This window comes from Mesorhizobium sp. M8A.F.Ca.ET.165.01.1.1 (assembly GCF_004792065.1).
Classification (GTDB): domain Bacteria; phylum Pseudomonadota; class Alphaproteobacteria; order Rhizobiales; family Rhizobiaceae; genus Mesorhizobium.
Genome location: NZ_SRTH01000008.1, coordinates 185,576 through 201,354, shown reverse-complemented (window position 1 = coordinate 201,354; position 15,779 = coordinate 185,576). Strand labels below are relative to the sequence as shown.

Sequence of the window (15,779 nt, the reverse complement as noted above, 5' to 3'; positions counted from 1 at the left end):
GGAAAAAATGCCTCTTCCTGTCTAACGCGCAACGGCTGCGTTGTCCACCAGCGAGGCCGGCGGATCACGAACAAAGCTGTGTGCCGCAACGACGGCACGGTCATGGCCAAAGCCGCGGATAAGCTATCCGGCCAATGCCGCCATCGCCGACTTGATCAGCCGGACGATTTGGCCAGGCCGCGCAGTCCCTGGTGCGAGGTCATGAAAATCCGTTCCGCCTCTGTCGGCGGACGCGGGTTCACCGCCCGGCCAAGTGCGGCGACAACCTCGTCAATGTCGAGGAAGCGGCGCGCCTTGCGGTCACAGACCCCGGCCGTCGTCAGGATCAGCGCGGCCGTCTCGCCATTGTCGAGGACGAAACGGTGTTTGCCGATGACTTGGGTGCCTTCCCAGGTCTCGATCGAGGACACCACTTCGAAGCGCCGCCACAACCGGATCTCACGGGCGTAGACGGCCTGCAGACCGCCCATCATCGGCGCCCAGCCATTCTTCCTCGCCAGCGTGATGAGGCCGGCGCGGACAAACAGGTCGATGCGGCCAAGGTCGGCCAGCATCATGTAGCGCGCATTGTTGAGATGGACATTGAAGTCGATGTCGGTCGGCAGGCAGCGAAAGGCCAGCCGGCCTTCACCAGCCATCACATAGGGGCCACGGCTACGCGCCGTGGCCAGCATGCGCGCCATGCGCGCCCAGACATACATGGCGCGATATCAGGCGGCCTGCTTCACGTCGCCCTTGGCATAGGGATCGAAGCGTTCGTAGAAGGTCTCACCTTTTTCGGCCATGTCGAGGAGCAGCTTGGGCGCCTTGAACTCGGCGCCGTACTTCTTCTGCAGCCCCTTGGCGATCTTGACGAACAGCTTGGCGCCGATCCCGTCGATATAGGACAGTGCGCCGCCGGTATAGGGCGCGAAGCCGAAGGCCAGGATCGAGCCGACATCGGCTTCGCGCGGGTCGGTGACGATACCCTCTTCCATCACCCGTGCCGCTTCGAGCGCGATGGTGACCAGCAGGCGCTGCTGCAGCTCCTCATAGTCGACCTTCTCGGGTGCCAGCTGCGGATAGAGGTCCTTGAGGCCGGGCCAGAGCTTCTTCTTGGCGGGCTTGGCCGGATAGTCGTAAAAACCCTTGCCGTTCTTGCGGCCGAAACGGCCGTGGTCGTCGACCATGGTGTTGATCAGCGCCATCTGCCTGGGGTCGACGGCCTTTTCGCCGAGATCCCTGATGGTCTGCTTCATGATCTTCTGGGCGAGGTCGATGGCGGTCTCGTCGGTCAGCGCCAAGGGGCCGACCGGCATGCCGGCGGCCTTCGCGGCATTCTCGATCATCGGCGCCGGGACGCCTTCTATCAGCATCTTGTAAGCTTCCGACATGTAACGCAGCACGCAGCGGTTGACGTAGAAGCCGCGCGTGTCGTTGACGACGATCGGCGTCTTCTTGATGGCGCGCACGAAGTCGATCGCCGTGGCCAGCGCCTTGTCGCCGGTCTTCTTACCCAGGATGATCTCGACCAGCATCATCTTGTCGACCGGCGAGAAGAAGTGGATGCCGATGAAATTCTTCGGCCGCGCCGAATTCTTGGCGAGACCGGTGATCGGGATGGTCGAGGTGTTGGAGGCAAAGATCGCCGACGACTTGAGCACGGCCTCCGCCTGTTCGGTGGCGGCTTTCTTGACAGCGGAATCCTCGAACACCGCTTCGACGACGAGATCGCAGCGGGCGAGGTCGGCATAGTCCGCCGTCGGCGTGATCAGCGACAGGAGCTTGTCCTTCTCCTCGGGCTTGGCGCGGCCCTTCTTGACCTGGTCCGAGACCAGGCTGTCCGAATGCGCCTTGCCCTTCTGCGCCGAGTCCATATCCCGATCGAGCAGAACCACCGGAATGCCGGCCTTGGCGGTGACATAGGCAATGCCCGCGCCCATGAAGCCGGCGCCGAGGATGCCGATCTTCCTGAACTTGGTGTCCGGCACGCCGGTCGGGCGGCGCGCGCCCTTGTTCAGCTCCTGCAGCGACACGAACAGCGAACGGATCATCGCCGCCGCTTCCTTCGTCTGCATGATCTCGGTGAAATAGCGCTGCTCGATCCTGAGCGCGGTGTCGAAGGGCACCAGCAGGCCCTCATAGACACATTTGAGGATCGCCGCGGCGGCCGGGTAATTGCCATGGGTCTCGCGGCGCAGGATGGCGATGGCAGGCGGCCACAGATTGGCGCCGGCGGCAGAATAAACCGGCCCGCCGGGCAGCTTGAAACCCTTCTCGTCCCACGGCGCCACCGGCTTGAGGCCGTTCCTGATCATCGCCTTCGCAGTCTCGACCAGCTTCGCCGGTTCGGCGATCTCATGGATCAGGCCCATCGACTTCGCCTTTTGCGGCGACAGCGTCTGGCCGGAGGTCAGCATCTGCAACGCCTGTTGCTGGTCGGTCAGCCGCGGCACGCGCTGGGTGCCGCCGGCACCGGGGAAGATGCCGATCTTCACCTCGGGGAGCGCCATCCTGACCTTGTCGGAGTCGGCGGCGACGCGGCCATGGCAGGCCAGCGACATTTCGAAGGCGCCGCCCATGCAGGTGCCGTTGATCGCCGAGACCCATGGCTTGCCGCAGGTTTCCAGCTTGCGGAACAGGCCGGTCATGATGCCGGCATTGTCGAACAGCGCCTTGGTCGCCTTTTCTACGTCCTTGACCTTGTCAGTGGCGAAGCTGGTCAGCATCTTCTGCAGCAAGGTGATGTCGGCGCCACCGGAGAAGCTGTCCTTGCCGGAAGTGATCACCGCGCCCTTGATGGCGGCATCGCCAGCCACCTTGTCGACGATGGCGTTCAACTCGCGCATCACCTCTTCGGTAAAGACGTTCATCGAGCGGTCAGGGCTGTTCCAGGTGACCAGCGCGATACCGTCGGCGTCGGTGTCGAGGGTGAAATTGGTGTAGGTCATCGTTCTCTCCCCGTCAGACGCGTTCGATGATGGTTGCGGTGCCCATGCCGGCACCGATGCAGAGCGTTACCAGCGCGGTGTTCAAGTCGCGGCGCTCGAGTTCGTCCAGCACCGTGCCGAAGATCATCGCGCCGGTGGCGCCGAGCGGATGGCCCATGGCGATGGCGCCGCCATTGACGTTGATCTTGTCGTGCGGGATCTCGAAGGCCTGCATGTAGCGCAATACGACCGAGGCGAAGGCCTCGTTGAGCTCGAACAGGTCGATATCCGACAGCTTCATCTTGGCGCGCTTCAACAGCTTTTCGGTGACGTCGACCGGGCCGGTCAGCATCAGCACCGGCTCGGAGCCGATGTTGGCGAAGGTGCGGATTCTGGCCCGCGGCTTGAGGCCCATGGCCTTGCCGGCCTTCTTCGAGCCTAGCAGCACGGCGGCGGCGCCATCGACGATGCCGGACGAATTGCCGGCGTGGTGGACGTGGTTGACCTCCTCGACCTCGGGATGCTTCTGCACCGCCACGGCGTCGAAGCCGCCCATTTCACCAGGCATGACGAAGGACGGGTTGAGCGAGGCGAGCGACTGCATGTCGGTCGACGGCCGCATGTGCTCGTCATGGTCGAGAATTGTGAGACCGTTCTGGTCCTTGATCGGGATGACCGAATTCTTGAAGCGGCCATCAGCCCAGGATCTAGCGGCGCGCTTCTGGCTTTCGACCGCGTAGGCGTCGACGTCGTCGCGGGAGAAGCCGTATTTGGTGGCGATCAGGTCAGCTGAAATGCCTTGCGGCACGAACCAGCCGGGCAGGCCGACCGAAGGATCCATGAACCAGGCGCCGCCGGACATCCCCATGCCGACGCGCGACATCGATTCGACGCCGCCGGCGATGACGATTTCATCGGCGCCTTGCGCGATCTTGGCGGCGCCGAAATTGATGGCGTCCAGCCCGGAGGCGCAGAAGCGCGAGATCTGCATGCCGGGTGCCTTGGTGTCGTAGCCGGCCTCGAAGGCGGCGGCGCGCGGAATGACGGAGCCCGCCTCGCCGACCGGGTCGACGCAGCCGAAGATGATGTCGTCGACCGTGCCGGTGTCCAGCCCATTGCGGTCGCGCAGTGCCTCGAGCGTCCTGGCGGCGAGCCGCACCGCCGGCACCTCGTGCAGCGATCCGTCCTTCTTGCCCTTGCCGCGCGGCGTGCGCACGGCGTCATAGACATAAGCTTCGGCCATTTTCATGCTCCTTGGGTTCGCTGAAGAGAGCTGCTCAGAGCGAGCGTCCGATCAGCAATTTCATGATCTCGTTGGTGCCGCCGTAGATGCGCTGGACGCGAGCGTCGCGGAACATGCGGGCGATCGGATATTCATTCATGTAGCCATAGCCGCCGTGCAATTGAAGGCATTCGTCGACGACTTTGCCCTGCAGGTCGGAGAGCCAGTACTTGGCCATCGAGGCCGTGACCGGATCGAGGCCGCCATTGATGTGACGGGTGACGCAGTCATTGTAGAAGACGCGGCCGATGGTGGCCTCGGTCTTCAGCTCGGCCAGCTTGAATTGGGTGTTCTGGAAGTCGATGATCGCCTTGCCGAAGGCCTTGCGCTCCTTGACGTAGTCGATGGTCAGCGCCAGGGCCCGCTCGATCATGGCGATCGCCCCGGTGCCGATCTGCAGCCGCTCCTGCGGCAATTGCTGCATGAGCTGGACGAAGCCCTGTCCCTCCTCATGGCCGAGCAGGTTGGCGGTCGGCACGCGCACATCGTTGAAGAACAGTTCCGAGGTGTCGTTGGCCTTCAGCCCGATCTTGTCGAGGTTGCGGCCGCGCTGAAAACCTTCGACCTCATCGGTCTCGACGATCATCAGCGAGGTACCCTTGGCGCCCTTCTCCGGATCGGTCTTGGTGACGACGATGATGAAGTTCGCCAGCTGGCCGTTGGTGATGAAGGTCTTGGAACCGTTGATCTTGTACTGGTTGCCGTCCTTCTCGGCACGGGTCTTGACACCTTGCAGGTCGGAGCCGGCGCCGGGCTCTGTCATGGCAATGGCGCCGATCAGTTCGCCGGTGGCGAGCTTGGGCAGCCATTTCTTCTTCTGCTCCTCCGAACCGTAGTGAAGGATGTAGGGTGCCACGATCGAATTGTGCAGGCCGATGCCGAAACCGTCGACGCCGACATGGCCGATCGCCTCGATGATGGCGCTCTCATGCGCGAAGGTGCCGCCCGAGCCACCATATTCCTCCGGCATCGAGGCGCAGAGCAGGCCGGCGGAACCGGCCTTCAGCCAGCTTTCGCGGTCGACCATCTCGTTCTTCTCGAACTCGTCGTAGCGCGGTGCGATCTCCTCCGACATGAAGCGTGTAGCCATGTCGTAGAGCATGCCGACCTCGTCGGCCGCCCAGGCTGGTTTCGGCAAGGAGAGCACTTCGGCGGGATTTGTCGCCACGATTTCCTCCGCGTATCGACAGATAGAAGGCTAGCGGGACCGAGTTTAGAACGCTTCCGCCGGCAGGGCCATCAGCGTATCGGCGCCGCTCGAAATACGGGCGAGGTGCGCCGAGGTTTCCGGCATGATCCGTTCCATGAAAAAGCGCGCCGTCACGACCTTGTTGTCGTAGAATTGCTGGAAGCCGTTGGCGCCGGTCTTGCCCTGCGCCGCCTTGGCCATCTGCGCCCACATGTAACCCAGCGCCACGAGGCCGAAGAGATGCATGTAGTCGGTCGAGGCCGCACCGGCATTGTCGGGCTTGGCCATGCCGTTCTGCAGCAGCCACATCGTCGCCGCCTGCAAATCGTTGAGTCCCTTCTTCAGACCCTTGGTGAAGGGCGCCATCTTCTCATCAACGCGGTTTTCCTCACAGAATTCGCCGACCTCCTTGAAGAAGGCCTGGATGGCGCGGCCGCCATTCAAGCCGAGCTTGCGGCCGACGAGGTCGAGCGCCTGGATGCCGTTGGCGCCTTCATAGATCATGGCGATGCGGGCATCGCGCACGAACTGGCTCATGCCGTGCTCTTCGATATAGCCGTGGCCGCCGAACACCTGCTGCGCCATGACAGCGTGGTCGAAGCCCTTGTCGGTCAGCACGCCCTTGACCACCGGCGTCATCAAGCCAGTGTAATCGTCGGCCGCCTGGCGGTCCTTGTCGTCGGCGGAGCGGTGCGCGATGTCGGACTTGATGGCAGTCCACAGCGCCAGCGCGCGGCCGGCCTCGTTGAAAGCCTTCATGGTCATCAGCGAGCGGCGGATGTCGGGATGAACGATGATCGGGTCGGCCTTCTTGTCCGGCGCCTTCGGGCCTGACAGCGAGCGGCCCTGCAAACGGTCCTTGGCGTAGGCGACGGCGTTCTGGTAGGCGATCTCCGACAGTGAAAGGCCCTGCAGGCCGACGCCGAGACGGGCCTCGTTCATCATCGTGAACATCGCCTTCAAGCCGCCATTGGCCTCGCCCAGCAGCGTGCCTTCGGCCTCGTCATAATTCATGACGCAGGTCGAGTTGCCATGGATGCCCATCTTCTCCTCGATGGAACCGCAGGAAACGGTGTTTCTTGTCCCCGGATTGCCCGAGGCGTCGAGCTTGAGCTTCGGCACGATGAACAGCGAGATGCCCTTGACGCCTTCGGGTGCGCCTTCGATGCGGGCCAGCACCAGATGGACGATGTTGTCCGACATGTCGTGCTCACCGGCCGAGATGAAGATCTTCTGGCCTGAAATCTTGTAGGTGCCATCGCCGTTCGGCACCGCCTTGGTGCGCAGCAGGCCGAGATCGGTGCCGCAATGCGGCTCGGTCAGGTTCATGGTGCCGGTCCAGGTGCCCTCGACCATCCTGGGCAGCCAGGTCGCCTTCTGCTCGTCGGTGCCGTGGGTGATGATGGCGGCGATCGCGCCCTGGGTCAGGCCGGGATACATCATCAGCGACATGTTGGCCGACACCATGTATTCGGCCACCGCCGTGTGCACGGCATAGGGCAGGCCCTGGCCGCCGAACTCGACGGGGGCCGCCAGACCCATCCAGCCGCCTTCGCGATACTGGTCGAACGCTTCCTTGAAGCCCTTGGGCGTGGTCACCGAGCCGTCGTCATGGCGCACGCAGCCTTCCATGTCGCCGACACGATTGAGCGGATGCATGACGTTCTCGGCGAGCTTGGCCCCTTCGGCGAGAATTGCCTCCAGCACGTCGGGCGTTGCGTCGGCGAATCCGGGAAGGTTCGAATAGCGCTGATAGCCCAGCACTTCGTTGAGCACGAACAGCGTGTCCTGGACCGGGGCCCTGTAGATCGGCATGCTTTTCCTCCACCATGCGGATTAGGCCTCGAAATCAAGCCGTGCGCGGCAAGCGGGCCAATGTCGAAGCCGCAATAGCAAATATTGACGTTTGCGTAAACGTCAATATTTTCGATGCGACAAGATTTCCGCCGCCAGGCGCGCGGAGCCTAGCGTTGCGGCATCGCGCAAGCCAGAATGAAACAGCAGGCCAAAGATAGCGAAAAGCCGCGCGGCATGGCCACGCGGCTTTGATGGTGAAGGGCCGACAGGTCGGCGTGAGCAGACTGGCTTAGCTGGCGACGCTCGCCTGCGGCGCCGAACGCTCGGCCAACATCTGACGCACCGCCGACATCGAGCCGCTGAGCTCATTGATGGCGTCGTCGATCAGCGCCCGCTGCTTCTGCAGGCGAGCGAGCTGCTTCTCCGACTTGTCCAGCGCCAGGCGCAACTGCTTGGTGTTGGAACCGGTCGGATCGTAGAGGTCCATCATCTGCTTGACGTCGCGCAGCGAGAACCCGACCTTGCGGCCGAGCAGGATCAGCTTCAGCCTGGCCTTGTCGCGGCGCGTATAGAGACGGGTCGAACCGTCGCGCTGCGGGTTGAGCAGGCCCTTGTCCTCGTAGAAACGCAGCGTACGCAGCGTCACGCCGTACTTTTTGGCCATTTCGCCGATGCGGGAGAGATCCTCGCCGGCTTCGACGGATGCATTATTGGTATTGGCCGCGGTCTCGCCGGCCGAGATAAGCTTCATGGTTACTGGCTTCCCCGTCTGGTGGCGTCGCGGTCCTGGACCATGCGTCGCCTGACTGGAAGCGGGGGCGTGCTTCCGGCCGTGGTTTCAACAAACAAATCGCAAAACAGCACAGTTGTGCGCCATTTACGTTTACGTCAATTCTATACCGATAGCCGCCTCATGACGCAAGGGCGTTCTGAGAACGGTGCTTTATGCCGCACCGGAAGTCGCGACAGCCAACTTCCTTGCAACTTCTTAAGCTTGGTTAACGCGTTGTTTACCACGTTGGGCGAAATGTGCGCGTGTCGGCTACCCGTGGTTATCCTGTATCGAATTTTCACGGTTTTTCGGAGCGCGGGTCAAACCCGGGAAGCTTGTCTTCCACCGTGACATGGAAGCGCGGTCGCCTCGTTCCGGCAGGGACTTGGGGAGCTGGTCGCAAGCCGGCCAATCTGAAAGACGGACGCACCGATGAACAGCAAGCGGTCCTACCTCGATACACTCAATGCCGGCAGGCAGCGCAAGCCGCAGACAACGCTCGAGCAGCTGAACCGCTCGCTGGAGACCCTGGAGCAGCGCCTGGGGCAGACGCGTGAGGACGCGACGGCACGGCCCGTTCCTCGCCAATATGGCGCCGATCCGCGCTACCCCGCCACCGATCCGCGTTATCCCGCCGCACAGCCGACAGCCCAGCAGCGCTGGTATGAGGATCCGCAGCCGGCACCGCGTGCGCAGAACCCGGCGCCTTCGCCCGCCTTCGACCAGAATTATCAGGCGATCGCGCGCGACATCGACCGCGTGCGCGGCCAGGAAGACAGCGTCGCCATGGTCGGCAAGATCGCCGGCGAGCTGCGCGGCATGCGCGAGGAACTGCGCCACCAGGTGACTTCAGGCCTGCAGCGCGAATTCGACGCGCTGCGCAAGGACATCGACCGCGCCTTCCAGGCGAACGCCAAGCCCGGCGCGACAGGCAAGCGCAGCGCCGAACTCGGCGTGGAATTCGAGCGGCTCTCCGGCGCCATCAAATCGCTGTCGGAGAAGAGTGACGACAGGAGCGTCAACCTGCTGCGGCTGGAGCTCGAGCAGGTCAAGGCCGCGCTCGACACGCTGGCGCGCGAGGAGAGCGTGCAGAAGGTCGACCGCCGCTGGGACGATTTCGACCGCCGCTGGACGGCCTTCGAGGACCGCGTCGACGCCGACCAGCGCAAGCGCTCCGACGATCCCGCCCTCGCGGCCCTGACCGACCGGCTGGAGCAGATCAGCAACGCCGTCAACAACCTGCCGGAATCGCTGTCGCTGCGCTCGCTGGAGGAAAAGGTCCGCACGCTGGCCGGCGCGGTCGACCATTTCGCCAGCCAGCAGGACAATCGCGGCGGCGGCACGCTGGCCATGATCGACGAGCGGCTGGACGAGATTTCCCGCGCCATCGTGGCCTCGACAGTCGCCGCACAGGCGAATTCAATCGACCACGAAGCCTTCGAGCGCATCGAGAAGCGGATCGACTCGCTCGCGCAGCAGATCGAGGAAGTGGCGCAGGACCGTCCCGGCAATGTCGTGATCGACCGGCTGAACACACTGTCGAGCCGGGTCGATGACCTCGCCGGCCGCGCCAACCTGCCCGAGCAGGCGATGGAACGGCTCGCCAAGCAGATCGCGCTGATCGCAGACAAGATCGATCAGGCGCCGGCCATGCCCGACGCCGACTACATCTTCCACGGGCTGGAGCAGCGCTTCGACGTGCTGTCGGGCATGATGGAGCGTCGCCAGGGCGACGCCATCGAACAGGGCAACATGCTGTTTCGCGATCTCGAGCGCCGGCTGGACGAGGTTGCCGACCGGCTGGACCAGCGCAGCATGCCGCAGGTCGACAGCGCCGGCATCATGGACGCCATCGATGCCCGCTTCACCGCGCTGGCCAAGCGCATGGAAACGCGCGCTCCCGATCCCGCCGGCGAGGCGGCGATCCGCGGGCTGGAAAGCCGGCTCGAGGATATCTCAAGCCGGCTGGACGCCTCGGCGGCCCAGGTGGCCGGCATTGATCCGGCGCTGATCCGCAGCCTGGAGGCTCAGGTCGCCGGCCTGTCGGCGCATCTTTCCAGGCCCAGCACGCCGCTGCCGGACTTCGAGGACATCAGCCCGCGCCTCAACGAAATCGAGAAAGCGCTGGCCGGGACCCGCGATTCCATCCTCGGCGCCGCACGCGAGGCAGCCGAGAACGCCGTGCGCTCGCTGGCCGGAACGAGCACCAATACGGCCGCGGTTTCCGGCCTCGCCCAGGATCTGAAGACACTGGAGACATTGACGCGGCGTTCCGACGAACGCAATTCGCGCACCTTCGAGGCCATTCACGATACACTGCTCAAGATCGTCGACAGGCTGGGTTCGCTGGAAACCAGCGACCCGTCCGAAGCGGTAAGCGAACTGCTGGATGCGGCTCCGACCGAACCGGGCGGCTGGCGTGGCGCACGGCGGTCCAAGATGGCGGTGAACGCGCCGTCGATGACCATGGACGAGCCGCTGCCGCTGACCGGCGACATGGCCGATCTGGACGCGCGTGCCGCAGCCATATTGCGCGCCGAGCCTGCTTCGTCAGTCGAGCCGGCACTGCACGTCGAATCGGGCTTTTCGGCCCGGCCGGGGGCGCGCTCGCCGGCGGAAGCCGCCGCCGCCGCCGCGATGGCCGCACTCGGTTCCGACGCCACCACCAGAAAAGACCAGCCTGCTGGCCGCAAGTCGATGTTCGGCGGGCTGGCGCGCGCCTTCAAGAGCAAGAAGGCGGCGGATGTTCCGCCGCTGGCCGGCCCGGCGCCGGACGCCGATATCCCGAGTGTCGATCTCGACGAGCCGCTCGACCCGAAAGTCGCCAACCGCCCGCTGGAGCCCGGCTCCGGCGCGCCCGACCTCAATGCCATCATGAAGCGCGTGCGCGACGAGCGGGGACAACCGGCAAAGCCCGGCGACAGCGACGCCGCGAAATCGGATTTCATCGCCGCTGCCCGGCGCGCGGCGCAGGCGGCCGCGGCCGAGGCCGACGCCCTGAAGCGCCAGTCGACGATGAAAGGCCCGGTCAAGGCGCTCAGGATAGGTGACCTGCTCAAGGCGCGGCGCAAGCCGATCCTGATGGCGGCGGCAGCGATCATGCTGGCGCTTGCCGGCCTGCAGCTTGGCAAGGCGTTTCTTTCGGATCCCGCCCAGGTGGCAAGCAACGACGCGGCTCCCATCGTCGCCTCGCAGCCGGTGAAGACGGCATCTGTCGATGCCGCCAGCCAGCCGAAGACCGAAGTCCAGCCGGCGGCGACGGACAGCGCGCCGGCCCCTACCGTCAGGCAGGCGGAACAATCCGAGCCGGCAAGCAAGGACGACATGGCGGCGCAGACCGTCATGGCCATGCCGTCTGATACGGACGCGATGCCAGCACCTGCGGCCGAGCCCGCTCCAGCACCCGTCGCGCCGGCCATGGCTCCCGACGCGATGGCTTCGGCCTCGCCGGCGCCTGTTGCTCCGATGACCGCTGCTCCCACCTTAACGGATCCGGCACCAGCCGCCGTCACCGGCGGTACGCAGGCGACGGATGCCGATGCCCAACCTGCATCAGCCGCGCCAACGGCAGCCGCCGAGGCAACGGCCAACGACACGACCGGCACCGTTGCGCCGATGGACAAGCCGGCGGCGACAGCCGCGACCAAGTTCGACATCCCGGCCGAAGCCGGCCCGGCCGCCTTGCGTGACGCCGCCGCCGGTGGCGACGCCAAGGCACTGTTCGAGGTCGGCTCGCGCTACGCCGAGTCGCGCGGCGTCAAGGAAGACATGCCGGCGGCCGCCAAATGGTACGAGAAATCGGCGGAACTCGGCTTCGCGCCGGCCGAATACCGCATCGGCAATTTCTACGAGAAGGGCATCGGCGTCGCACGCGACATCAAGAAGTCGAAGACCTGGTACCAGCTCGCCGCCGCGCAGGGCAACGCCAGTGCCATGCACAATCTGGCGGTGCTGTTCGCCATGGCCGCCGACGGCGTGACCGACAATGAATCGGCCGCGCACTGGTTCCAGGAGGCCGCCGACCTCGGCGTCAAGGACAGCCAGTTCAATCTCGGTATCCTGGCCGCCAAGGGCGTCGGCATGAAGCAGAACCTGGAAGAGTCCTATAAGTGGTTCGCGCTTGTCGCCAAGACCGGCGACAAGGATGCCGCGGCCAAGCGCGACGAGATCGCCAATGCGCTGCGGCCCGAGCAGCTCGAGCGGGCGCGCGCCGCAACAGAATTGTGGAAGGCCAAGCCGCTCAACGCGGCGGCCAATTCGGTGGACATTCCCGAATCCTGGCAGGAAGGCACGCCGCAGACGACCGCCGGCATCGACATGAAGAAGGCGGTCAAGAACATCCAGCTCATCCTCAACAAGAACGGCTATGACGCAGGCGGCGCCGACGGCGTGATGGGCGAGAAAACCAAGAACGCGATCATCGCTTTCCAGACCGCCAACAAGCTGCCGGCGACCGGCGCGGTCGACGAGAAACTGGTCAAGGCATTGCTGGCGCGCAAATAACGGCAGAAGCGTCGTTTCCACGACGCCTTGCCATACATTTGCCTGTTAACTGATTGAGTTGTTTTTTGTTTCGGCGCGGTGGCGGGGTTTGACCCCGCTGCCGCGTCGGCGCAAGACAAAATTGGCTTTTCGATGCGATACTGCCCGCAACGGCTTTATTCGCCGACAGGCAAACTGATCGAGACTGACGGGTGGGCATCTATCTCCCGATCGCGGAAATTTCCGTCAACGTCTTCGTGCTGCTGGCCATGGGCGCCGCGGTGGGCTTCCTGTCGGGCATGTTCGGGGTGGGCGGCGGCTTTCTCATCACGCCGCTCTTGATCTTCTACAATATCCCGCCGGCGATCGCGGTCGCCACCGGCGCGAACCAGGTCATCGCTTCTTCCGTCTCCGGCGTTCTTTCGCACATGAAGCGAGGCACGCTCGACTTCAAGCTCGGCGGCGTGTTGCTGGCCGGGGGCATCGTCGGTTCCACCGCCGGCATCTACGTGTTCGGCTTCCTGCGCAGGCTCGGCCAGCTCGACCTGTTCATCTCGCTGCTCTACGTCGTGCTGCTCGGCACCGTCGGCGGGCTGATGCTGGTCGAGAGCATCAACGCGTTGCGCGCCACGCGCAGCGGTGCGGCACCGGTGCTGAAGAAATCCGGCCAGCACAACTGGATCCACCGCTTGCCGCTGAAGATGCGCTTTCGCGCGTCGAAATTGTTCGTCAGCGTCATTCCGGTGCTCGGTCTTGGCGCCGGCATCGGCTTCCTGTCGTCGATCATGGGCGTCGGCGGCGGCTTCATCATGGTGCCGGCGCTGATCTATCTCTTGAAAGTGCCGACCAATGTCGTCATCGGCACCTCGCTGTTCCAGATCATCTTCACGTCCGCCTATACGACTCTGGTTCACGCCACCACCAACCAGACCGTCGATGTGATGCTGGCCTTCCTTTTGATGGCCGGCGGCGTGGCCGGGGCGCAGTATGGCGCCAAGGCCGGCCAGCGGCTGCGCGGCGAGCAATTGAGAGCCCTGCTGGCGCTGCTGGTGCTGGCGGTGGCGATCCGGCTCGCCATCGATCTGTTCGTCACGCCGCCCAACCTTTATTCGTTGTCCGGCTTGGGCCTCAACTGATGAAAGGCATGAAGGCGCTCGCAACCGTCGCTCTCCTGTCCCTGACCGTCGCGCCGGCGAAGGCGCAGACGCCATTGACGGAAGGCATCCAGATCGGCCTCTCCACCGACGCGGTGTCGATCACCGCCGGTTTTTCCGGCGCCGACCTGACCATTTTCGGTTCGCTGGAAAATCCCGACCCGCTGGTGGCACGCCAGGGCCGCTACGACGTCATCGTCGTGCTCGAAGGGCCGCCCAAACCGGTGGTGGTGCGCCGCAAGGACCGGGTGCTGGGCGTCTGGATCAATCTGGATTCAGAGACCTTCGAGAATGTGCCGGTGTCCTATTCGGTGGCGACGACGCGGCCGCTGCAGGACATCACCGAACCCAACAGCTACAAGCAATTATCGCTCGGCGCCTCCAATCTCTATATGCAGCCCGCCGATGCCGGTGACAGCCCGGCGACGATCGAGGAATTCACGGCGGCACTGCGCGAGCGCAAGGCCGCCGCCGGCCTCTACAGCGAGAATGTCGGTGGCGTGCAATTCCTGTCGCAGAACCTGTTTCGCGCCACGGTCAGGCTGGCGCCGAATGTGCCGGTCGGCACGCACAAGGCGCGTGCCTTCCTGTTCAAGAGCGGCCTGTTCATCAAGGAGAGTTCGGCGCAACTCGAAATCCGCAAGTCGGGCTTCGAACAATCGATCTTCCGCGTCGCCCACGACTATTCGTTCCTCTATGGCGTGTTCGCCATATCGCTGGCCATGGTGACCGGCTGGCTCGGCCGGCTGGTGTTCCGCAAAGATTGACGCTCGGGGAAAAGAGGGGTTCCCCTTTTCCCCACCATGCGATAAACCGCCGCCTCCCAGCCTAGGGGCAAACACGCACATACCATTCGCCAGAGCGGTCCGGCCTTCCGGATGACAGCGCGATGCATCGCCGCTGTCTTGCCGCCACGAAACAATTACGGGAGGCTGCAATGCATCAGGCATTCGGCGGCATCGACTTCGGCACGTCCAATTCCACGGTGGGCGTGACCCGGAACGGCAAGGCGCGGCTGGTCCCGCTGGAGGGCGAACAGCCCACCTTGCCAAGTGCCGTGTTTTTCAACTTCGAGGACGGCCACACCTATTTCGGTCGTCGCGCGATCGGCGATTATACCGACAGCATCGAAGGCCGCCTGATGCGCTCGCTGAAGAGCGTGCTCGGCAGTTCGCTCGCCCACGAGAAGACGCGTATCAAGGCGCGCCAGATTGGCTTCATCGACATTATCGGCCTGTTCATCGGCCATCTGAAGACGCGGCTCGAAGAGGACGCCGGCGGCCTGGTGGAAAGCGTGGTGCTCGGTCGCCCGGTGCAATTCGTCGATGACGATGCGCAAGCCGACGCGAAGGCGCAAGGCGAGCTCGAGAAGGCTGCCCGTGCCCAGGGTTTCAAGCACATCGCTTTCCAGTTCGAGCCGATTGCCGCGGCGCTCGACTACGAGCAGAAGGTGACGCGCGAGGAACTGGCTCTGATCATCGACATGGGCGGCGGCACGTCCGACTTCTCGATCGTGCGGGTCTCGCCGGAGCGCTCGCGATCGACCGACCGCAAGGACGACATCCTGGCCAGCCGCGGCATCCATATCGGCGGCACCGATTTCGACCGGTTGCTGAGCATCGCCCATGTCATGCCGCAACTCGGCTACCTCTCCGCGACCAAGGACGGCAAGCGCAACCTGCCGGCCAGCTATTTCATCGACCTCGCCACATGGCAGCGCATCAATCTGGTCTATACCGCCAAGGCGATGACGCATCTGCGCCAGATCCGCTACGAGGCCGTGCGCGCCGACCTGGTCGACCGCTTCATCCATATCGTCGAGCACCGCTACGGGCACGCTCTGGCGGCGCTGGTCGAAAGAGCCAAGATAGAACTGACCGACAGGTCATCGGCGGAGGTGGAGGTGAAGCTGCCGGACGCGGCGTTCGCCGCCGGGATCACGCGCGACGGGCTGGAGGCCACGATCGCCCGGGATATCGAGCGGGTCACCGAAACGGTGGCGCAGACCATTCGCGACGCTCAGGTCAAGCCATCGGACATCACCGCGGTGTTCCTGACCGGCGGATCGACGGCGATCCCGCTGGCAAGGCGGGAAATCCTGTCGCTGGTGCCGCAGGCTTCCGTCATCGACGGCGACATGTTCGGCTCGGTCGGGCTTGGTCTGGCGCTCGATGCACAGCGGAAGTTCGGCTGA

General features: G+C 64.4%; 10 protein-coding genes. 4 read left to right on the top strand and 6 right to left on the bottom strand.

Annotation, left to right across the window (positions count from 1 at the left end; all coding sequences use genetic code 11):
* Positions 1-155: 155 nt before the first annotated feature.
* The 6 genes from EN808_RS21935 to EN808_RS21910 form a co-directional block, all read right to left on the bottom strand.
* Positions 156-701, bottom strand: a complete 546-nt coding sequence (locus tag EN808_RS21935) for a thioesterase family protein (protein ID WP_135916876.1) — start codon at positions 699-701, stop codon at positions 156-158.
* 9 nt (positions 702-710) lie between these two features.
* Entirely contained in the window at positions 711-2,930 is a 2,220-nt protein-coding gene (locus tag EN808_RS21930) for a 3-hydroxyacyl-CoA dehydrogenase NAD-binding domain-containing protein (protein WP_135916875.1), read from the bottom strand.
* Positions 2,931-2,943: 13 nt separating this feature from the next.
* Positions 2,944-4,152 carry an acetyl-CoA C-acetyltransferase gene (locus EN808_RS21925; RefSeq protein WP_027141981.1) on the bottom strand — a complete coding sequence of 403 codons (1,209 nt, stop codon included), beginning with the start codon at positions 4,150-4,152 and terminating at the stop codon, positions 2,944-2,946.
* 34 nt (positions 4,153-4,186) lie between these two features.
* Positions 4,187-5,359 (bottom strand): acyl-CoA dehydrogenase family protein, encoded by a 1,173-nt coding sequence (locus EN808_RS21920; protein WP_127279758.1) that lies wholly within the window; start codon positions 5,357-5,359, stop codon positions 4,187-4,189.
* Positions 5,360-5,404: 45 nt separating this feature from the next.
* Entirely contained in the window at positions 5,405-7,195 is a 1,791-nt protein-coding gene (locus EN808_RS21915; RefSeq protein WP_135916874.1) for an acyl-CoA dehydrogenase, read from the bottom strand.
* A 271-nt stretch (positions 7,196-7,466) separates the two neighbouring features.
* Entirely contained in the window at positions 7,467-7,928 is a 462-nt protein-coding gene (locus EN808_RS21910; RefSeq protein WP_127279760.1) for a MerR family DNA-binding transcriptional regulator, read from the bottom strand.
* Between the two features lie 453 nt (positions 7,929-8,381).
* Between EN808_RS21910 and EN808_RS21905 the strand changes: the two genes are divergently transcribed.
* The 4 genes from EN808_RS21905 (at position 8,382) to EN808_RS21890 (ending at position 15,779) form a co-directional block, all read left to right on the top strand.
* Positions 8,382-12,452 carry a peptidoglycan-binding protein gene (locus tag EN808_RS21905; RefSeq protein ID WP_135916873.1) on the top strand — a complete coding sequence of 1,357 codons (4,071 nt, stop codon included), beginning with the start codon at positions 8,382-8,384 and terminating at the stop codon, positions 12,450-12,452.
* Between the two features lie 191 nt (positions 12,453-12,643).
* Entirely contained in the window at positions 12,644-13,567 is a 924-nt protein-coding gene (locus tag EN808_RS21900) for a sulfite exporter TauE/SafE family protein (RefSeq protein WP_127870764.1), read from the top strand.
* Positions 13,567-14,352 (top strand): TIGR02186 family protein, encoded by a 786-nt coding sequence (locus EN808_RS21895; protein WP_127870763.1) that lies wholly within the window; start codon positions 13,567-13,569, stop codon positions 14,350-14,352. The genes EN808_RS21900 and EN808_RS21895 overlap by 1 nt, the downstream gene beginning before the upstream one ends.
* Positions 14,353-14,522: 170 nt before the next feature.
* A complete protein-coding gene (locus EN808_RS21890) occupies positions 14,523-15,779 on the top strand; it encodes an Hsp70 family protein (protein ID WP_135916872.1) in 1,257 nt (418 codons plus the stop codon).

Bases quoted from the DNA above. Each gene is read 5' to 3' on its own strand.
- EN808_RS21935 (WP_135916876.1), bottom strand. From the start codon at position 701: ATGTATGTCTGGGCGCGCATGGCGCGCATGCTGGCCACGGCGCGTAGC.
- EN808_RS21930 (WP_135916875.1), bottom strand. From the start codon at position 2,930: ATGACCTACACCAATTTCACCCTCGACACCGACGCCGACGGTATCGCG.
- EN808_RS21925 (WP_027141981.1), bottom strand. From the start codon at position 4,152: ATGGCCGAAGCTTATGTCTATGACGCCGTGCGCACGCCGCGCGGCAAG.
- EN808_RS21915 (WP_135916874.1), bottom strand. From the start codon at position 7,195: ATGCCGATCTACAGGGCCCCGGTCCAGGACACGCTGTTCGTGCTCAAC.
- EN808_RS21910 (WP_127279760.1), bottom strand. From the start codon at position 7,928: ATGAAGCTTATCTCGGCCGGCGAGACCGCGGCCAATACCAATAATGCA.
- EN808_RS21905 (WP_135916873.1), top strand. From the start codon at position 8,382: ATGAACAGCAAGCGGTCCTACCTCGATACACTCAATGCCGGCAGGCAG.
- EN808_RS21895 (WP_127870763.1), top strand. From the start codon at position 13,567: ATGAAAGGCATGAAGGCGCTCGCAACCGTCGCTCTCCTGTCCCTGACC.
- EN808_RS21890 (WP_135916872.1), top strand. From the start codon at position 14,523: ATGCATCAGGCATTCGGCGGCATCGACTTCGGCACGTCCAATTCCACG.